The organism is Desulfosporosinus hippei DSM 8344, assembly GCF_900100785.1.
In the GTDB taxonomy this organism is placed as follows: domain Bacteria; phylum Bacillota; class Desulfitobacteriia; order Desulfitobacteriales; family Desulfitobacteriaceae; genus Desulfosporosinus; species Desulfosporosinus hippei.
This window is the reverse complement of the sequence record NZ_FNCP01000003.1, coordinates 91,569-112,275: the sequence shown is the minus strand read 5'-3', so window position 1 is coordinate 112,275 and position 20,707 is coordinate 91,569. Positions and strand designations below refer to the sequence as shown.

At 40.5% G+C, this 20,707-nt stretch carries 19 protein-coding genes; 16 read left to right on the top strand and 3 right to left on the bottom strand.

Annotated elements, in window-relative coordinates; translation table 11 throughout:
• Positions 1–11 precede the first annotated feature (11 nt).
• From BLS16_RS03795 to BLS16_RS03740, 12 genes are all read left to right on the top strand, one after another.
• The gene (locus BLS16_RS03795; protein ID WP_092330145.1) at positions 12–698 is read left to right on the top strand and encodes a cupin domain-containing protein; all 687 of its coding nucleotides are present in this window, start codon (positions 12–14) and stop codon (positions 696–698) included.
• 92 nt (positions 699–790) lie between these two features.
• On the top strand, positions 791–2,275 hold the full coding sequence (locus BLS16_RS03790; RefSeq protein WP_092330143.1) for an acetaldehyde dehydrogenase (acetylating): 1,485 nt from the start codon (positions 791–793) through the stop codon (positions 2,273–2,275).
• A gap of 2 nt (positions 2,276–2,277) precedes the next feature.
• Complete coding sequence (locus BLS16_RS03785; RefSeq protein ID WP_092330140.1) at positions 2,278–2,919, top strand: phosphate propanoyltransferase; 642 nt, start codon at positions 2,278–2,280, stop codon at positions 2,917–2,919.
• Positions 2,920–2,941: 22 nt separating this feature from the next.
• Positions 2,942–3,229, top strand: a complete 288-nt coding sequence (eutM, locus tag BLS16_RS03780) for an ethanolamine utilization microcompartment protein EutM (RefSeq protein ID WP_014905094.1) — start codon at positions 2,942–2,944, stop codon at positions 3,227–3,229.
• A gap of 363 nt (positions 3,230–3,592) precedes the next feature.
• Positions 3,593–4,786: a histidine kinase gene (locus BLS16_RS03775; protein WP_092330138.1), complete on the top strand. Its 1,194-nt coding sequence runs from the start codon at positions 3,593–3,595 to the stop codon at positions 4,784–4,786.
• Between the two features lie 2 nt (positions 4,787–4,788).
• Positions 4,789–5,544, top strand: a complete 756-nt coding sequence (locus tag BLS16_RS03770; protein WP_092330137.1) for a response regulator transcription factor — start codon at positions 4,789–4,791, stop codon at positions 5,542–5,544.
• 212 nt (positions 5,545–5,756) lie between these two features.
• Complete coding sequence (locus BLS16_RS03765) at positions 5,757–6,509, top strand: exodeoxyribonuclease III (protein ID WP_092330136.1); 753 nt, start codon at positions 5,757–5,759, stop codon at positions 6,507–6,509.
• A 193-nt stretch (positions 6,510–6,702) separates the two neighbouring features.
• Positions 6,703–7,440: an MgtC/SapB family protein gene (locus tag BLS16_RS03760; protein WP_092330135.1), complete on the top strand. Its 738-nt coding sequence runs from the start codon at positions 6,703–6,705 to the stop codon at positions 7,438–7,440.
• A gap of 306 nt (positions 7,441–7,746) precedes the next feature.
• Entirely contained in the window at positions 7,747–8,295 is a 549-nt protein-coding gene (locus tag BLS16_RS03755) for a SiaB family protein kinase (protein ID WP_092330134.1), read from the top strand.
• 15 nt (positions 8,296–8,310) lie between these two features.
• Positions 8,311–8,700 (top strand): DUF1987 domain-containing protein, encoded by a 390-nt coding sequence (locus BLS16_RS03750; RefSeq protein ID WP_092330133.1) that lies wholly within the window; start codon positions 8,311–8,313, stop codon positions 8,698–8,700.
• Positions 8,701–8,758: 58 nt separating this feature from the next.
• Entirely contained in the window at positions 8,759–10,573 is a 1,815-nt protein-coding gene (locus tag BLS16_RS03745; protein WP_092330131.1) for a SpoIIE family protein phosphatase, read from the top strand.
• Between the two features lie 113 nt (positions 10,574–10,686).
• On the top strand, positions 10,687–12,321 hold the full coding sequence (locus tag BLS16_RS03740) for a diguanylate cyclase domain-containing protein (RefSeq protein ID WP_092330130.1): 1,635 nt from the start codon (positions 10,687–10,689) through the stop codon (positions 12,319–12,321).
• A gap of 105 nt (positions 12,322–12,426) precedes the next feature.
• On the opposite strand, the gene BLS16_RS03735 is transcribed toward BLS16_RS03740, so the two are convergent.
• Entirely contained in the window at positions 12,427–12,930 is a 504-nt protein-coding gene (locus BLS16_RS03735; RefSeq protein ID WP_092330129.1) for a gamma carbonic anhydrase family protein, read from the bottom strand.
• A gap of 312 nt (positions 12,931–13,242) precedes the next feature.
• On the opposite strand from BLS16_RS03735, the gene hcp reads away from it, so the two are divergent.
• The 4 genes from hcp (at position 13,243) to BLS16_RS03715 (ending at position 17,951) form a co-directional block, all read left to right on the top strand.
• A complete protein-coding gene (gene hcp, locus BLS16_RS03730; RefSeq protein WP_092330128.1) occupies positions 13,243–14,886 on the top strand; it encodes a hydroxylamine reductase in 1,644 nt (547 codons plus the stop codon).
• Positions 14,887–15,099: 213 nt separating this feature from the next.
• A complete protein-coding gene (locus BLS16_RS03725) occupies positions 15,100–15,753 on the top strand; it encodes a hypothetical protein (protein WP_092330127.1) in 654 nt (217 codons plus the stop codon).
• Between the two features lie 323 nt (positions 15,754–16,076).
• The gene (locus BLS16_RS03720; protein WP_092330126.1) at positions 16,077–17,360 is read left to right on the top strand and encodes an HD-GYP domain-containing protein; all 1,284 of its coding nucleotides are present in this window, start codon (positions 16,077–16,079) and stop codon (positions 17,358–17,360) included.
• 15 nt (positions 17,361–17,375) lie between these two features.
• On the top strand, positions 17,376–17,951 hold the full coding sequence (locus BLS16_RS03715) for a DUF5317 domain-containing protein (RefSeq protein ID WP_092330124.1): 576 nt from the start codon (positions 17,376–17,378) through the stop codon (positions 17,949–17,951).
• Here the strand turns inward: BLS16_RS03715 and BLS16_RS03710 are convergent.
• Together BLS16_RS03710 and BLS16_RS03705 are read right to left on the bottom strand one after the other, a co-directional pair.
• Positions 17,948–18,718, bottom strand: coding sequence for a tRNA threonylcarbamoyladenosine dehydratase (locus BLS16_RS03710; RefSeq protein WP_092330122.1), 771 nt, complete (start codon positions 18,716–18,718; stop codon positions 17,948–17,950). The two genes, BLS16_RS03715 and BLS16_RS03710, sit on opposite strands and share 4 nt — an antisense overlap.
• A gap of 237 nt (positions 18,719–18,955) precedes the next feature.
• Positions 18,956–20,698 (bottom strand): NADH-dependent [FeFe] hydrogenase, group A6, encoded by a 1,743-nt coding sequence (locus BLS16_RS03705; protein WP_092330118.1) that lies wholly within the window; start codon positions 20,696–20,698, stop codon positions 18,956–18,958.
• Positions 20,699–20,707 lie beyond the last annotated feature (9 nt).

Below are 20,707 nucleotides of genomic sequence, written 5' to 3'. Positions count from 1 at the left end.
GAGGTGCGGCCTTGAAAAAACTCATTAGTGCAAACGAAGTAAAAGATGCTGCAAAAAAGGGGCAAAAACAATACTTCGTTGACAGTAATACTATTATTACTCTGGCAGCTAAGGATCTGGCAAGAGATCTGGGGATTGAATTTACGACGACAGAATCAACGGCAAATCCAACGAATGTAGGTAATCCAATTTCTAATAACAGCGAACCGCAAAAAAGCGGCGGTGAAAACGAGATTGACCCGGAAATGATCTTTCAAGTTGTCAAAGCTGTATTAACCAACCAGCTCATGGCAAATATTCCTGCTTCATCTCCCGAAACACCTTTTAGCAGTGATCGAGAATCAAAAAGCGGACTGAAAGTTGTAAAGGGCAGAACCGTAAAGCTTGAGACCTTTGACACAGGCAGTCCCTACACCAACGTAGCTTATCGTGAAGTGATCAGTAAAGATGAATCTAAGATGAGCGCAGGTTTTTTGACCATTGAGAAATCCACCTTTGAGTGGGAGTTAGACTATGAAGAGATAGATGTAGTTCTCGAAGGAAGCCTGTCCATCACCATTAATGGAGAGACATATCACGCTCATCAGGGTGATGCCCTCCTGGTACCTAAAGGTTCTAAAGTAACCTGGAGTTCATCAGATTATGCCAAACTCTTTTATGTAACCTACCCGGCAAACTGGGCTGATCTTAGGGGATAGAGGAAATTACAAACTAAGAATAATCCAGGCACGAGTACAAACAGTAAAGAGTATTTAAAAAAGCCAAGACAGTGTGAGGAAGGAATAGTAAATTGGAAAACTTTGATTATGATTTACAATCCGTACAAGAGACCAGAAATATTGCTCGTCAAGCTAAACAAGCCCAAAGTGAGCTGGCAAAATTTAATGCTGAGCAGATTGATAAAATCATTCGTAATATGGTCAAAGTAGCTGAAGAGAATGCAATTTCACTGGCAAAAATGGCAGTAGAGGAAACAGGCTTTGGTAAAGTAGAGGATAAGATCTTTAAAAATCGTTTTGCTTCCACAGAACTCTACGAATTCATCAAACCCATGCAAACCATTGGAGTCATCAAAGATGATAAGGTCAACAAACTTATCGAAATTGCTGAACCGGTAGGACTACTGATGGGAATTATCCCATCAACGAATCCCACATCTACGACTATCTATAAATCGATTATTGCTATTAAGTCCCGCAACGGGATTGTATTCTCCCCGCATCCTTCCGCGCTAAAATGCACCCTCCAAGCAGCAAGACTAATGAATGATGCAGCCGTCGCTGCAGGTGCTCCGGCCAATATTATCGGATGCATCTCTAAACCCTCCATGGGTGCCACCAATGAGCTTATGAAATGTAATGAAGTCGCCTTGATTATTGCCACAGGTGGCTCAGCCATGGTAAAAGCGGCCTACAGCGCCGGAAAACCAGCCTTAGGTGTAGGCCCAGGCAACGTTCCTGCGTATATTGAGAGAACAGCCGATATCCCGAAAGCAGTCCGAAATATTATTGCCAGTAAAACCTTTGACAATGGAACAATCTGCGCCTCTGAGCAATCAGTTATTGTTGAAGAATGCCTTCGTGACCAGGTCATGGAAGAGTTCAAACGTCAAGGCGGCTACTTCATGACACCTGCGGAAACAAGCAAAGTTGCCAAAAACCTGTTTACTCGCAATCATGCCATGAACGCCAAAATGGTAGGAAGATCTGCGGCAGTTATCGCAGAAGGCGCGGGTATAACCATTCCAGCCGGCACAAAAGTCCTGTTGGGAGAACAACACGGTGTGGGTGAAGAATACCCCCTATCTTATGAAAAGTTAACCACCGTATTGGCATTTTATACCGTAAAAGACTGGGAAGAAGCTTGTGATCTGTGCATTAAACTCTTGAATAACGGTGGTGTCGGACACAGCCTTTCCATTCATACTCAAAATCCTGAAATGGCCCTTAAATTTGCTGAAAAACCTGTATTCAGGATCTTGGTCAATACAGCCTCCAGTCAGGGCGGCGTGGGCGCAAGTACAGGTCTTTCTCCATCCTTTACACTGGGTTGCGGTACTTGGGGCGGAAGTGCAACCTCCGATAATGTAACCCCCATGCACTTAATCAATATAAAACGTGTTGCCTATGGAATCAAAGATGTTACCGAAAATCAAACCCCCACCTATTCAGCTTGCGATGCCCAAAGTGGCATGCCTAGTGCCATCAGTGACGATCAGATCATGAGCGTTGTGAATGAAGTCATTTCCATGCTGAAAAAAAGAGGTGATAACTAAAAGTGGCGAACTATGAGGAGTTAGCAGCACTGGTGCTGGAAGCAATCAAAGAGGGGGGTTATTTGAACAAGGACTTAAGTTCAATACCGGTAGGAATATCAAATCGTCATATTCATCTGTCCCAAGCAGATTTAGAAACCTTATTTGGGGCAGGATACCAATTGACAAAGACCAAGGATTTATCTCAACCTATGCAGTATGCCTGTAAAGAAACTCTGATCATAGCTGGTCCGAAAGGTGCTATTGAAAAAGTGCGTATCCTGGGACCGGCGAGAAGTGAATCACAGGTGGAAATACTCCAGGCAGATTGCTTTAAGCTTGGTATTACCGCTCCGGTGAGACTGTCTGGAGACTTGCAAGGTACTCCGGGAGTCACACTCATTGGCCCCAAAGGAAGCATACTTCTTACCAAAGGTCTGGTTATTGCTCAGCGGCACATTCATATGACCTTGGAAGATGCTAAAAACTTTGGCGTAGGCGATGGGGAAAAGGTAACCATTCAAATAGATGGACTTCGAGGAGGAACCTACTCGAATGTCGTCATCAGAGCTACCAATACTTCAGCCCTTGAGTTTCACATTGACACAGAAGAAGCAAATGCTATGGCTCTCACATCAAGTTCAAGAATAACTATTCTAAAATAAAAATTATTAGGAGGAAACAACAATGAATAAATCAGATGCTTTAGGATTAATTGAAACCAGAGGTATGGTAGGAGCAATTGAAGCAGCAGACGCTATGGTTAAAGCTGCTAACGTTACGCTGATGGGTTATGAAAAAGTCGGTGGTGCTTTGGTAACCGTTATGGTAAGAGGAGATGTTGGAGCTGTAAAAGCTGCAACTGATGCCGGTGCTGCTGCCGCTCAACGAGTTGGGGAATTAATCTCCGTTCATGTCATTCCACGTCCACACGGTGACGTAGAGATGATGCTTCCCGGTGGCAAAAAAGCTTAATAATTCTTAGGACAAAATGTAACGAAGGTCAAATCTCTTAGCGAGGTTTTGACCTTCGTTTTATTTACATTTTAATGACGGTGTTGTATTATGAATTTATCTGTATCGGAATCTGTGACATATATCTTCACATATTGCCAAAAATAGTGGTTATGTTACAAGATTCTCTTATGAAAGGCCGGGTTCTGATGTATCGAATGAATTGAACTACTGTGGAGACAGTGGTTGATTCTTTTTTATTTATTAGGGGCAGATTGACAAGCATAACCCAACAGGAATCTGAAAAAACTTCAATCTAAGAAGCCTGTTTATCCGCTAAGAGAAATTAGAATCAATCATTGAGAAGGAAGTTTTGCTAAAACCATGGACAAGACAAATGAAACCTTAAAAAACTTATTAGATGCCAATCTGTATTCACGTTATAGCGGACTACTATCATTGTCCAATATATCCTTGCAACTGATTGATACTAATGGACAAATATTACTTGAGTTTAATCCGTCTCCTGATTTCTGTAAGTTTATTTGCCAGGAAGATGAGGCGCGGATATGTTCAGACTATATTTCAAGATTAGAACCAGGAAATAAATTACGCTTCAACTGCCGGTATGGACTGGCGAATATGCTTTTGCCGGTGGAGATTAATAACCAAACCATAGGTTATGTTGTCGGAGCCCAGGTTTACTCAACAGACAGTGAGTATCAGAAGTATCTGATTGATATAAACGATATAGCGAAGGATAAAGAACTGGCACCGGAGTTTATTGCTAAATCAATTGCGGCAATACGGACTATTGAAGAAAATAAAATTGAAATTCACGAACAAATTTGCAATCATATTACCCAAAACATAAGCTATGATTTTTCGCAAAGTATCAATACTGCTGATAAAGCGATTGCCCGCTTATCTATTGAAAAAGAAATGCTGGAAAAAAAGATTATCGATCTAGAAGCCAAAAATATGTCCTTGCTCATTAACCCTCATTTTTTATTTAATACCCTAAATTCTATTGCCAGAATTGCCTATTTCGAAAAATCCCATACAACAGAAGAACTAATTTACTGTCTCTCAGATTTATTGCGCTATAATTTAAAACAAGACGATGAGTTACACACCATTGGGGCAGAGATAGATAACATTGAAAAATACCTTTATATTCAGAAGATACGATTTAAAAATCGTTTAGAATATGATATTGATATTGCTGATAATATTAAGCCTTATAGAATACCGAACATGATCATTCAGCCGGTTGTTGAGAATGCACTTATCCATGGCATTACTCCAAAAAGGGATGGGGGTAAGATAAAAATTACCGCTGAAAAATATAAAAATGATATTAATATTTCGGTCATGGATAATGGTAATGGTTTTCCCAAGGAAGTCTTACAAAGCTTGCAAGATTCGGAGAATAAACTGGGCATAGGTTTCCGCAGCACGGACAACCGATTGAAACGATATTTCGGAGAGAATTACGGCTTGAAAATTGCAAAGTCCGACTATAGTGGAAGTACTGTCACCATCTCGATTCCCACCAAACCTAATGCGAGGAGATAGGGATGAGCGTAGTTTTAATTGTAGAAGATGAATTACTTGAATTAGAATTTCTCAAATCGATTGTAGCAGAAGAGCTGCACCCTAAAGATAAACTGATTACCTGTGATGATGGTATTCAAGCCGTTAAACTTGCCAAACAATACCGTCCGGACGTAATAATAATGGATATACTCATTCCTGAGATGGATGGCTTGCAGGCCCTTCAGGAAATCAAGAAATTCCTGCCCCAGGTAAGTGTTGTGATTCTATCAGCCTGTTCGGACTTTTCCTATGCTCAAACAGCAATCCGACTCCGTGTTCAGGACTACCTCTTGAAACCAATCAAACCCTCCGTCTTCAAACAGGTATTTCATGACTTATTGACGACAGTTGCGGCTAACAAAGTTGATCCCGATGAGGAAATTGTGGAACAACAAACAGATCAGATCTACCTTATCGAGAAGTCGTTAAAATACATTCATGATAACTTTAAACAAAAATTACCTCTCCAATTAGTATCCTCGAAAGTATTTTTGAACCCCCAGTATTTTAGTCGTATCTTTAAAAAAGAAGTAGGAGTCAGCTATATCGATTATGTCAATAAATTGAAGATAGAGTATGCTTGTAAATTATTAGAAACAACTGATTATCCTGCTTATCGCATTTCTAGTGAGTGTGGCTTTACAGATCCCTCATATTTTAATCGTGTTTTTGTACAGCAGATGAATATGACCCCTAAAGCTTATCGAAGAAACTATTTGTGTGATAGAGAAGAGTGAATCTATTGAACAATACCCCGTATTTCTTGGATATGACAATTTATCCAAGAAATACGGGGTATCAAAATTAAATACCTTTGGTTATTTTTAGTAGATTAAATATATAGAAAATTGTAGTATGCTAAAGTAAAGAGTAGTGGCCAAAAAAACCAAAAATATAAATTAATATTTTTAACAACAAACTTTGGATTAAAGAGGAGAGAATTAAGATTATGAAATTAATCTCATGGAATGTTAATGGAATTAGGGCTTGTGTAAAAAATGGGTTTTTGGACTTTTTCGAGAAGGAAAATGCGGATATTTTTTGCCTTCAGGAAACGAAAGTTCAGGCAGATCAAATCCCCTTTAATTTGGAGGGCTATTATCAGTATTGGAATTTTGCTCAAAAAAAGGGCTACTCAGGAACGGCCATTTTCACTAAGAGCGAGCCGATGAAGATTAGCTATGGAATAGGTCAGGAAGAGCATGATAAAGAAGGAAGAGTTATAACTCTGGAATTTGAAAAACACTATGTAGTAACAGTATATACTCCAAATTCTCAAAGAGGGTTAGCACGACTGGAATACAGAATGAAATGGGAAGAAGAATTTTTAAAGTTCATTAAAGATCTCGAAAAAAACAAACCCGTCATCTTCTGTGGAGACTTGAACGTTGCCCATCAGGAAATCGATCTTAAAAATCCAAGTTCTAATAGAAAGAATGCTGGGTTTTCAATGGAAGAAAGAAATAAATTCGGAGAAATCATTAAGAGTGGCTTTATAGATACATTTAGGTATTTTTATCCGGATAAGACAAATGCCTATACTTGGTGGTCTTATATGTTCAATGCAAGAGCCAATAATGCCGGATGGCGCATTGATTACTTCTGTGTATCTGAAATGTTAAAAGATCGATTGAAAGCTGCAGTTATTTATAATGATGTCATGGGTTCAGATCATTGTCCTGTTGGCTTGGAAATGGAATAATACTCCTGATTATAGTTCTCTATGAGATTATTCCTCAAGTCTCTATAAAGAAACTCTATTATGCTGCTTAAGGAATAAAAGGAATTATAGTATGTTTTAGCGTATAGATATATTAAACTAACAAAAATGCAAGTTTAGGTCGTTTCTGTAAAGCCGGGATAATCGTCCATTTAGAAACGAGGTGAAGAATTAAATGTATATTACAGAGTATGAGATGGCATTGAGACTTTTCATAGCATGTGTATTTGGCGGTGTTGTTGGTTTTGAGAGAGAAAAAAATGACAGTCCCGCAGGATTTAGGACTCATATTTTAGTTTCCTTAGGCTCTGCCTTAATAATGATATTATCGATGTATGGATTTAATGACTTTGCGACAGTAAATAAAGACCCTGCTCGACTGGCAGCCCAAGTTGTTTCCGGTATAGGCTTTTTGGGAGCAGGTACAATCTTAAGAGATAAGACCTCGGTTAAAGGCTTAACGACGGCAGCTTCATTATGGGTAGTTGCGGCGATAGGGTTAGCTGCCGGAGCAGGATTTTATTTCTCATCATTTTTTGTAACAGTTTTAGTTTTTCTTACCTTAGAACGTTCTGTGGAAACATACTTTTTCAGGAATAGTCAAACTATAAAAGTTGAAGCTATTAATGGAACCTGTAAAGTAAAAGACATTAATCGACTTCTTGAATCCCACAGTATAGTTCCCCAAAACATTTCTATGACTTTGTTAAAAGAAGATCACCATAGAACTACCCTCGAATATAAAGTAAGGACGCCTTTTCGGAAAATTGATATGGAGCAAATTATTGAAGATATCAATGAAATCGATGGCATATACTCCGCAGAACAAGTAGGAAATACTGATAGTTCCTTTTTAGTATTCTTGACTAAGGTATTTTCTCGTTTAAGAAGACCTAATAAGCCTTCGATGTAGTATTGGGTGAGGTCTATTTGTGCCTAATTTCCAGCCTGGGTTCTCTGATCTATCGTTCTGTGTCTTTTATGCAGAACGATATTTTATTTGTCTTCAAAATGTCGTTAGATAAGAGAGGAGCCCCTGTAACCGATGAACGGGGATATCACTTTAAGGACTAAATATCTTAGCTTAACTGAACAAGGTTTATTATTTCCTGACAGATCCTCAACAGTATTTAATAACAACAAATGAAAAATTGCAGGAATAGTAATATCATGCGTCGAAAGATGCATGATATTGAGGTTTGCGCTAAGGAGGAATAAAATGTTTGACGAAAAGATGCTCTTAGATTTACAAAGCACATTAGGTTCTCGTGGAATTTTGATCAGCTTTTCTGGTCGTTTTTCCCAAGGCATCATTGAGGAGCTTGGAGAAGCTATTATGGAACATATGAAGGCAGAGGATCGTCCCCGGAATGATATCTATAATGTTTTCGCGATTTTCGTAGAAATCACCCATAATATTAAGAAATATGCATTATCACAACTTGGTAGTGATTTTTATGATCAGATATATAATTCAGGGATTGTGACTATCGGTAGAAACGAAGAAGGTTATTTCATTTGTTCGGGAAATTTAGTTAAGAAAACCGATGCAGAGAAGTTGGCAAATGCTCTGGACTCTGTGATTCCTTTAGATAAAGACCAGCTTAAAAAGCGTTATAAAGAACAAATGAAAAAAGAACTGCCTCCCGGTAGCACAGGAGCAGGTCTGGGTCTCATTGATATAGCCAGAAAATCCAGCAAGCCTATGCATTATTCCATGCGGGATATGCAGGACTTAGCATTCTTTACCCTTACAGTTATGGTTTAATGAGAGGTGGACACTATGGAAAAACTATTAATTGAGTCAACAAAAGCAACGCCCCTAATAGATTTTGATTCAGATAAGAGCATGCTGGTTCTTAAAGGACAATCTTATCCTGAGAATGCCTTTAAATTCTATGACCCAGTGTTTAATTGGATAGATTCTTATTTAGCCACTAATCCTCAAGAAATTCACGTTGAAGTTCGACTTAGTTATGTGAATACTAGCAGTTCGAAGTGTATCATGATGCTTCTGGAAAGCTTTGAGAAAGCTTTTCAGCGGGGAGTTAATCTCCAACTTAATTGGTACTGTGATATGGAAAATGAAAGCGAAGTTGAATGCGCTGAGGAATTTAAGGAAGATATGACCTTTCCCTTTGAAATTATTCCAGAGGCAGCGAAGAATCATTAAGATATAATTCATAGGTTGGGCATGAAGAATAATATGACGGTAGGACAGGAGTAAGAATGTGAACGAGATAAAAAGATCAGGCCTATATGACAAAGGGACGATGTGGGTTATTATATTGGCTTGTCTTAGTATTGCACTCTCCATGCTTTTGACAGGTTCCTTAAGCTATAACATTACAAAAAAGGCTGTGATTGAAAAGCTTAAGACCAAGGATCTATTTTTTATCGTTCAGTCAGCAGCCAGCAAAATTGACGGTAGGATGGCCAGGGCCAAGGAAACATCCTTAATAATGGCTAAGGATCCTTTTTTAATGGAATGGGTTGCTAACGGAGAAATTGATCTTAACGCTCGAGAATTAGCCTTAAAAAAATTGAACACCATTGCTAAGGAATATGACTACAGCAATACTTTCTTGGCCAGTGTAAAGACGCAGATTTATTGGGCCGAAGGTGGAGTAGCGGGTAGATTATCTGAAACTAACCCAGAGGATAAGTGGTTTTTTGAAACGATCCGGTCAAAGAATCCTATCTATATAAATATTGATTACAATAAAGAACGGAAGAACACCTTTGTCTTTATCGATGCCTTAATGGGTGATCCTGAACAACCTATCGGTGTAACCGGTGTTGGCCTAGATCTTGGTGATATATCTGAGGAATTATCCTCTTACAGATATGGGGAAATCGGAACTATCTGGCTGGTCGACAGCTTGGGAAAGATTCATCTGGCAGCTAATTTAGAAGATCAGGGGAAGCAGCTAGAGGATATATTGCCGGCAGATATTTGTCAAATGGTTTTAAATGATGTTAATCACGGCATGGAACAACCAGAAATTATGGAATACGAGAACTCTGACGGAGAACTTATTGACCTTGTGCACCAGACCCTAAAATCCACTGACTGGCAGTTAGTTTTACAGGTTCCCAGAAAAGAAACCATTGGATTTTTACAGACCATTATGACCAATACTATTCTTGCCGCAGTATTAGTTCTGGTGCTAATAACTTTTGTCTTCTATCTGGTTTCCACTCGAATAGCTAATCCTCTGAAACGAGCTATTAAGATAAGCCAGGAGCTTGAACGACAGGTTGACGAAAGAACTCAGGAGCTAAAAGAACAAAATATTAAGATTATGGATAGCATCGATTACGCTAAGAAACTACAAGAGACAATCATTGCCTCAGATCAAGAGATGAGTGAAGCATTTAAGAGTAGTTTCGTATTGTGGAAGCCAAGAGACATTGTAGGCGGTGACTTCTATTGGCTTCGGAAAATGGACAATAAAGTTATTCTGGCAGTGGCAGATTGTACCGGACATGGAGTGCCTGGTGCCTTAATGACCATGGCAGTAGCCCCGGTTCTTGATCATATTGTTCAGGCAGAGCAGCATTTGAGTCCCAGCGAAATTATTAAGGAACTCAACCTCAGAATGAGATCGGCAATGAATAAACAGGGTACATGTATTACGGATGATGGTTTGGATATAGGGATATGTATATATCAAGATAACACCTTAGTATTTGCTGGGGCTAAAATTGATCTGTACCATAAAAGCCCAGGAGGTGTTCTTAGGATCCAAGGAGATCGGCATAGTATTGGTTACCTGAGATCGGATCCCAACCAAATATTTCGAGATTGGGTTGTGGAGTTCTCAAAAGACGATTTCTTTTATATGACAACGGATGGATTTCTTGACCAGAATGGAGGGTCAAAAAACCATTCATTTGGACGAACACGATTTTTATCGTTGCTAGAGAAATGCGGTAATCTTAGTAGCCAACAACAACGAAACCTCGTTAATCAGGCATTAATTGATTTTTGTCAAGAGGAATCTCAAAGAGATGATATCACAGTAATTGGCTTTCAGGTCTAGTGTATCTGTTGACTAAGCCAAAGATTAATCTTCCCAAGGGCCCTATCCCTTTTCCGTAGATAAGAGTAAGAAACCAAGTTCCCAGCTAAAAAAAGATAGAAAGGACTTCTCTAATGATCGAGAGAGATTTTCAGAGACAATTGTTTGATAAGGAACTACGGGTTCTGGAACAGGCGTTATTAGACATAGCTGACGGTAAGTATGAGGGAAATGAGTTTCTAACAGATTATAAGTTAATTGTAGCAAATTACGAAAAGCTGCTAACCTTTACGCGGCGAATTTTTAAAATTAGCGATATTCAGGCCCGCAATCTTTTACAAAGAGAAAATGAAATTAAGAACATTTTAAATAACGCTGGTCAAGGTTTTCTCACTTTTGGGCAGGATCTGATTATTAATAGAGAATACAGTTTAGAATGCGAGAAAATATTTGGCTTTAAAATTAGCCGGCTGAATATTCTTGATTTACTCAGAAGCGAAGATGAAGAACAAAATGCTCTTTTTGCAGAGGTTTTCAGAACTGTCTTAGAATCCACTGAACATGAGATATTACAGCAGACCATTAGTAAACTGCCTAAAGTTATAAAAAGAGAAGACCAATATCTTTCAATCGAACTGAAACCAATTCCCCCAAGCTATGAAGATGACAATCTTCTATGTATGTTGATACTTACTGATGTTACAGAAAAGCATAAGGCCCAGGAACAAGTTGCTTTTTTGAGTTTCCACGATAAACTTACGTCCTTATACAATCGGGCCTATATTGATAGCTGGTTGGAAGAGCTTCAAATGGAGGATACCTTCCCCCTGAGTGTTATCATGGCTGATTTAAATGGCCTAAAATTATCTAATGATGTATATGGGCATATTCAGGGGGATGAACTTTTAATACGCCTGGCAAAAGTACTGCTGCAATGTACTAGGAAAACTGATATAGTGGCCCGTTGGGGAGGGGATGAATTCATAATCCTATTACCCAGTACAGATAGTCAGGCTTGCGAAAAAGTGGCAGAACGAATAATTGCCGGCTGTAAACAGCAGGAGGGATTACCGACTGAGCTTAGTGTTTCATTAGGTATGGCGACTCAGAAAAAATTCACAAAGAATATCTCGGATTTATTTGGCATGGCTGAGAATAGAATGTATAGTGACAAATTGTTAAAAAGCAAGGATGTACGTAATCGACTGATCCTAAGTGTAGAAAGAGAACTGCATAAAAGGTTTTTCGAAGACCCGGGGCATGTTGAGAGGGTCGGATATTTGGCCTTTAATTTGGCGAAGGCAGCTGAATTGAGCGCGGGGTCACTTGATCTGGATAATTTAAACTTGATGACAAGGCTTCATGATATAGGTAAGGTCGGTATTCCCAAAGAAATTTTAGGTAAGGATACCGAATTGACCAATCAAGAATGGGAAATTATGCAGAGGCATAGCGAAATTGGCTTTCGTATGGCCCAATCTATCGACGAATTAGTTGTCGCGAAAGCAATCTTGGCTCTCCGTGAACACTGGGATGGATCCGGGTATCCGCGTGGATTAAAAGGGGATCAAATACCGGTGCTTTCACGACTGGTTGCGATAGTGGATGCCTATGACGTAATGACTCATAGTCGGCCATATCGACCAGCCAAGTCTAAAGAAGAAGCTATAGACGAGTTAAAGCAGGGAAGTGGGAAACAATTTGATCCTTCACTAATAGATCTTTTTATTAATGAGTTAACCAAATCGGCTCAAGGGGCTATCTGTTGAACTTAGCCCTAAGGGTATGAATTGGAATACGCATCTGTCAAAAAGGCGTCTTCCTTGCACTAATAAAGTGGAAGGAAGACGCCTAATTTGTCTTTGTACCAATGCTTATTTCTGACTCAGAGCAGCTTCTGTCTTAGCGACATATCGCTCTGCAGCTTCACGCATGGCAGATATCTCATTATCCGTAAGATCTCTTACTACTCTTGCCGGAACTCCCATCAGCATTACACGGGGAGGATAAGTCTTATTGCCGGGAACAAGGGTTCCTGCAGCAACAGATGTTTCCTCATTGAGAACAGCACCATCAAGAACAATGGCTCCCATGCCAACCAGAGATCCTTTGCGGATCGTGCAGCCATGGAGAATGGCGGAATGACCGATTGTAACATAGTCCTCAATGGTTACGGGTTGATTTTTACTGACGTGAATGGCAACTAAATCCTGGATATTGGAACATTTGCCAATGCTGATTTTAGACAGGTCACCTCTGATGACGGAGTTATACCAAACACTGGACTGTTCACCAATCTGCACATCTCCGATCACTCTACAGCCCTCAGCAAGATAGACATTGTCAGCTATCTGGGGTTTCTTTGGATCTTCTATCACGTATTTGTTCCTCCAGTCAATACATAGATATTCAAAATTTGGTCAAGCACTGCTATTGCAAAGTAATACCTGGACAGCGGATTCTAAAAATTTAGCTTGGCTCAAGGAAATAACTCTAATTATAAATCGCCGCGGACTAAAATGCTAGGCACTTTGTAAGAAGCCAAAGCTAAGAACCAAAGCAGGTGTGACTTATCTCACACTGGAACTTGGCTTCTAATCACAGTGTCTCTATAGAAATTACTATAAACTAACCTTAGTCAACGAGAGTTAAGCAAAATTTTAAATAAAAAAAATTTAGGGGGAACAAATATGAGTATGTTTTGTTATCAGTGTCAGGAAACAGCAAAGGGAACCGGTTGTACAATTAAAGGAGTCTGCGGGAAAACTGAGAATGTTGCTAACTTACAAGATCTTTTGATTTACACCTTGAAAGGGATCGCCATTTATGCTGTTCAAGCCAGAGAACTTAATCTTGTCCGACCGGATATTGATAAATTCATTATGGAAAGCCTCTTCAGCACTATTACCAATGCAAACTTTGATAAAAGTCGTTTTGTAGAACGAATCCAAGAGGGTCTTGCCTTACGTGACGGACTAAAACAAGAGATTATCAAAGCTGGTGGTACTATTCCGGCGAATCTGCACGATGCGGCAACTTGGACTGAGGAGGCAGATCAATTTGAGACCAAGGCTGCAGTAATTGGAATTTTAGCAACGGCAAATGAAGACGTTCGATCACTCCGCGAGTTGCTTACCTATGGACTAAAAGGGATGGCCGCCTATGCTGAGCATGCCTATACCCTCGAGTATCAAGAGACTGGTATTTTTGCTTTCATTGAAAAAGCCTTGGCAGCTACCCTTGATGATACACTTGAAGCAGGTGACCTAGTGGCCCTTGTCTTAGAAGCTGGAAAATTCGGTGTCGATGTCATGGCTCTCTTAGATAAAGCCAATACAACCACTTACGGAAATCCTGAGCTCACAAAAGTCAATATCGGAGTCAGAAGCAACCCAGCTATTCTCATCAGCGGACATGACTTGAAGGACCTCGAAGAATTACTGATACAAACGGAAGGAACCGGAGTTGACGTTTATACTCATGGAGAAATGCTCCCAGCCCATTACTATCCGGCCTTTAAGAAGTATGATCACTTTGTAGGCAATTACGGAAATGCCTGGTATAAGCAAGACAAAGAATTTGACTCTTTTAACGGACCGGTCTTCTTGACTACCAACTGTCTTGTTCCACCGAAGGAATCTTACAAGGATCGAGTCTATACTACCGGAGTTGTAGGCTTTGAAGGAGTTAAGCACATTCCCGATCGTGCTGAAGGAAAGGCCAAAGATTTTTCAGCTTTGATTGCCCATGCTAAGAGCTGTCCTTCCCCAACAGAAATTGAAACCGGAGAAATTGTTGGAGGATTTGCGCACAATCAAGTAATGGCTCTGGCAGATAAAGTTGTCGATGCAGTAAAATCCGGAGCTATTAAGCGGTTTTTCGTTATGGCTGGTTGTGACGGACGCATGAAGAGCAGAGACTACTATACGGATTTTGCTAAGGCCCTGCCTCAAGACACTGTCATCCTAACAGCAGGATGTGCTAAATATAAATACAATAAATTAAACCTTGGTGACATCGGAGGTATTCCAAGAGTACTTGATGCCGGACAATGTAATGACTCATATTCTTTGGCAGTAATTGCCTTAAAACTAAAAGAAGTATTTGGCCTCGATGATGTCAACAAACTACCAATTTCCTATAACATTGCCTGGTATGAGCAAAAAGCTGTCATAGTGCTGTTAGCTTTACTCCACTTAGGTGTAAAGAACATTCACCTTGGACCAACCCTGCCTGGTTTCTTGTCCCCGAATGTGGTTAAAGTTTTAGTTGAAAACTTTGGTATAGCAGGAATCTCCAGTGTTGAAGACGATGTTAAGATGTTTATGGCTTAAAGAGCAATAAAGGCATCAGATAATTAGTCCCCTTTACAAAGTGGTAAAGGGGACTAATTTTTTTATAGTTTTATTACACAAAAAGAATATAGAAAGTTTGCCTTATTGCAAGAACTTAGGATTTTTCTATGGTAGGAATAGAGGAAAATGGAAATAGACGTCGAAAACATTCAATTACATTTAAATAGGAATCAGAAACTAAGGAGTGTTTTCATGTCAGAAACGCCTTATCCAATTAAAGATTGGGAGCAGGCCATTAAACAGGTTAAATCCGTAGTTGCTGCTCGCATTAATATTAATAATCAAGGGATAATTGAAGAGGTACATATTCTTGCCGGGGCGGGACGAGCACCTAAGCAGATCGTTCGGGATGTTGAATCGATTTTGGCAGCTCAATTTGATTTGCAAATTGATCATAAGAAAATAAGTGTTGCCCAAGTTGAAGAGGATGAAGAAGGGACTTCAGTTGTAGAAGTTTCTGCCCGGCCTAAATTGGTAGGTGTAACCCTTAGAACTGTTAACGGTATGGCAGAAGTGAAAGTGGAATTGCTAAAGGGAGATAAGTTGATTGAAGGGCTGGCTGAAGGTCCTTCTTCAGCACATAATAAATTGCGGCTGTTTGTTGAGGCTACATTAAAGGCCTTAGAGCCCCTCACTTTAGGGAAACTTTTATTTGTCACTGAGGATGTAGGGATAACCCAACTTGCCAAACAACAGATTGCCCTGGTCTCAATAACTTTAATTGCTTCTACGGGCGAACAATCCCTTACAGGGTGTGCCTTAGTTAAAAATGATGATCGGGAAGCCGTCGTTAAGGCAACTCTTGACGCTGTTAATCGAAAGCTGAGGTTTCTCGGCAACAATTAATTTACTAATTTTGGCCGACCAACTTAACAATTAGATCCTAGAGTACATCTGTTTTATTTCACTATAGCGAAGCGAAAAAAACAGCGGAACGGAAAGAGAGCGAAGCGGTAATACTGTCCTTTTGATAAAAAAATCAAGGAGGTTTACCGATATGAGCAAATTATTCAAAGCAATCTCTGTTCTTGTTACTCTCGTACTCGCCGGCGGCGCAACTTTCAGATGGTAGAACGTGTTAGATAGTTAAATAAAAATTGTTCTTCTCTGAAGAGCGGCTACGGATCTAGATAGTTAAGTTGGCGGCTAAAATATATTTGAGGTGGGTCATGGAAAGTTCATCAAAAGAATTTAAACTATTTTTTGCAATAATAACCTTGTCTGCCTCAATCAGTTTAATATGGAATATCTACCATACGAATTGGACCGTGGAACAATTATTAAATCTTTTGATCTTTGGCATTTTAGCCATCTCATGTGAGTCTTTACCGGTTGCTTTGCCCAAAGGAGGGTATGTAACTGTCAGCTATTCTATATTTCTTTCATCCCTTATTTTATTCCCGTTAGGAGTCACATTGGCTGCAATGGCTTTATCCGGGTTACTGATTTTTGGAAAAGTTGCCGTTGAGCAGCCATTACACAAAAGGGTTTTTAATGCATCCCAATACGTTATATCCTTAACCGTTGCCTATACTGCTATATATTTTTTTAAAATAACTTCGTTCCAATTTGACTTTAAATCAATCCTAATTTATAGTCTAGCAGCACTTATCTATATGGTAATGAATATGACAATTGTTGCGCTTGTTCTTGGTCTTATATCCAATAAATCCCCTTTGGCTATATGGGTAGTTAACTTTCGTTGGGCCTTGCCTAATTTTATGGCACTCGTTCCCCTAGGATTTTTGTTAGCTCTGCTCTATAAAAACTGGGGCCCCTTGGGACTTTTTTTGCTGTTTATTCCCTTGTTGATTTCTCGCCATGCCTTTCAACTCTATATTGACATGCGGGAAAATTATCTTGATACAGTCGAAGCTTTAGTACAAGCTTTAGAGGCCAAAGACAAATACACCAGTGGACACTCTGCCAGAGTTGGGAAGCTTGCAGTTGCTATCGGAGAGGCAATCAAAATGAGCGAGGAAAAAATTGAGTTTCTTAAATACGCCGCTGTGTTGCATGATGTCGGCAAAATAGGGGTTAGCGAAATGATCTTAAATAAAGAAGGGAAACTTATTGATACTGAGTGGGAAGCAATTCGTAGTCATCCTGTGATTGGGCAAACAATTATTAAAGGTATTAAATTCTTATTTGATATAGGTCAAGTTGTACGTCATCATCACGAGCGTTTCGATGGCAAAGGTTATCCTGATGGGGTTCAAGGTGAGGAGATTCCATTAGAATCACGGATCATTGCAGTTGCTGATACCTATGATGCGATAACCTCGGATCGAAGTTACCGCAAAGGAAGTACGCATTCTGAAGCAATAGCTGAATTAAAACGAGTTGCCGGAACACAGCTGGATCCCAAGCTTGTAGAGGTTTTCTGCGCTGTGGTTACAGATGAAGTAGCCCTGAGGGTTCATGCAGAGCATGTGCAACCGGCTTTATCCTAGTCTAAGAGGTGAAATATGCTAATCGAAACCTTAATTATTGCGTTGTTATTCAGTTTGTTTAGCGGGGGTAAACTTAGTCGCTTAGGTCAGCTTGCTCTACGAGAATCTTGGCTGGTTCCGGTTGCCCTAATAATTCAAAGTGGTCTCTACTGGGTTGCTGTTAAAGAAATTGGGCTTGCTTCAAATTGGCTCACTCAACTTCTTGGAATAGGATCCTATTTTTTATTGCTGTTTTTCACATGGCGAAATAGAGCATGTCCCGGTATGCACTGGATTGCTCTGGGGATTTTTTTAAACACTATCGTAATTGGTCTGAATGGAGGGGTAATGCCGGTGGATCCCTCGTTTCTTCCGGAAGAAAGTCGCAAAGCTTTACTGGAAGGGCAGGGGACTCATGGACTGATGACTTCGACGACACGCCTGAGTTTCTTGGCGGATCGCCTTTATCTGTCCATTATAGGAATAGGCAAACAAGTGTTTAGTCTGGGAGATATACTCGTTGATTTAGGAATTTTTCTGCTGGTATTTAAAACTATGGTGAGAAAGCAAGACAAATCTACCCCCAAAGCACACAATTCTACAACTGCTTAAACTTGAGCAGTTGTAGAATTGTTCAGTAAATCCCGAATAACCTCTCCGGCAATAAGGAGACCCACAACAGACGGGACAAAAGAAATGCTTCCAGGAATCTGACGTTTCACAGCACAGGGGGCATCTCCACTCGGGCAGATGCAATTTGTTGTACAATTGGCATCTGAAGTGAAGGGGGTTAATGGCAGGTCGGGACTAAATACTACTTTTACCCCTTTGGTGATACCTTCTTTACGCAGAAGTTTACGCATAGCTTTAGCCAGGGGATCCCCACTTGTCTTAGAGAGGTCAGCAACTCTATAGTTCTCGGCGGTAAGGCGATTACCGGCCCCCATACTGGAAATGAAAGGTATACCTCGAAGTAAACATTCTTTGGCCAAACTAACTTTGCTCGATACAGTATCAATGGCATCAACGACGTAGCTTAGATTTCTATCCAGAAAACGGTCGGCATCTGTCACTGAATAGAACTCTTTAAAAGCTTCTACCTTGGCAGATGGATTAATCTCTTGAATCCGTCGTTTCATGACTTCCACTTTGGCCTCACCGACTGTAGAATGGAGGGCATGTAGTTGACGGTTAATATTTGTCAGACATATATCATCAAAGTCAACCAGAATTAAGTGACCAATTCCGGCACGGGCCAATGCCTCGACTGTAAAAGAGCCAACGCCACCAATCCCAAATATCATCACACTGCTTTGCTGCAGCTTTTCTTGACCGGAAGGGCCAATAAGAAGCTCTGTCCTAGAGAATTTGTGTTGCATATTTCCACCACTTTTCAAATAATTACCCTTAGAGTTTATCATAACCTTTCCAATATAAAAATACAGGGGTGGCGTGAAACTTGGCTCCCAAAATTTAAAGAGGTTAATGGGATTCAAAGAAGCGGTCTGTTTTCACTGGCACTAAAAAGTTAAAGTGAAAGAGACCGCTTTTGCTCTGTAGTTTTTATAGAAGTAAATGTGGGAGATGTGAAACGAGATGTGTCTGACGGCGGGATTTTAGATTTTTGGGCGCTTAGTAAAGCTAGTATGAAGTAATCGATGAGCTTTCTCTCCGTAAGGTTCGCCGATATAATCTCTATATAACTTGAGAACCGCAGGGTTTTCATGGGACTTGCGCAAAGGTTTGGAGCGATCTTCTTGGTAAATGGCATTAGCACGGGCTTCCAGGATTTCTAGGTTTCCATGATGATAGGGTTGTCCTCCGCCCCCAATACAACCGCCGGGGCAAGCCATTATCTCGATAGCATCATAATGACTTTCCCCCGATTGAATCTTCTCAAGAATGGTTCGAGCATTGCCTAGGCCATGAGTAACCGCAATGCGGAAGTCACGCTTACCGATGGGAATAACGGCTTCCTTGATTCCGTCCATCCCTCGAAGAGGTTCAAATTCCACATTTTCTAAGGGTTTTCCCGTCAACCATTCATAAGCTGTTCTTAAAGCTGCTTCTATGACCCCTCCGGTTGTTCCGAAAACCACGGCAGCCCCGGTGGATTCCCCTAAAGGATGATCAAAATCTTCTTCCTTGAGATGATCGAAATGAATTCCCGCTTCTCGGAGCATTCGGGAAAGTTCCCGGGTTGTGATGACAATATCCACATCCGGAGTGACAGGGTCTTGTCCCAGCTCCGGACGAGCTGCTTCGTATTTTTTGGCAATACAAGGCATAATCGAGACTACGGTAATTTTTTGAGGATCAATACCATAAGTCTCAGCGTAATAGCTTTTAGATAGGACTCCTAACATTTGATGAGGAGATTTGCAGGTTGAGGGGATGTCTAATAAATCCGGAAATTGATGTTCAAAGAATTTAACCCAAGCAGGGCAACAACTTGTCAGAATGGGTAAGCGTCCGCCGTGTTCTATACGATGAATAAGCTCCGTAGCTTCTTCCATAATCGTCACATCTGCTCCAAATTCAGTATCAAAAACCCGGTCAAAGCCCAGCCGACGGAGTGCGGCGACCATCTTTCCCGTGACAATGGTTCCCGGTTCCAGACCGAAGCCTTCTCCAAGGGCGACACGGACAGCAGGAGCTGTTTCAACAACGACATAACGGGTTGGATCGTTAAGGGCCTTCCAGACTTTATCCACTTGATCGAGTTCCATTAAGGCACCGGTAGGGCAGACAGCTACACATTGTCCGCAAAATGTACATGACGTATCGTGAAGAGGCAGATCAAAGGCGGTTTTAACAACTGTTTCAAAACCCCGGCCCACCGCTGAGTAGACCCCTACAGTTTGAACGTCGTTGCACATTGTTTCACAGCGTCGACAGCGAATACATTTGTTGGGGTCTCGAATAATCGCCAGACTGGATTTATCTATCGCAAATTCGGATTCTTCCCCTTCATAAGTAATATTTCGGACTCCTAAATCAGCTGCCAGAGCCTGAAGGTCACAATCCAGATTTTTAGGACAAGTTAAACATGATTTAGGGTGATCTGAGAGCAGGAGTTCCACCATAGTTCTTCTGCCCAGTACAGCACGCTGAGTATCTGTCTTAACCACCATACCGTCAAATACAGGAGTAGAACAGGCTGGCGCAAGATTTCGCCGGCCTTCAACTTCGACAACACAGACTCGGCAGGAGGCAATATGATTATTTAGTCTCATCTCATGAAGATTGAGATAGCATAAGGTTGGAATATCAATGTTTATAGTTCTGGCTGCATCTAAGATGGACATTCCTGCCGGAACAGTAAGCGGTATGTCATTGATTTTAAGTTGTATATCCATGACAGAGTC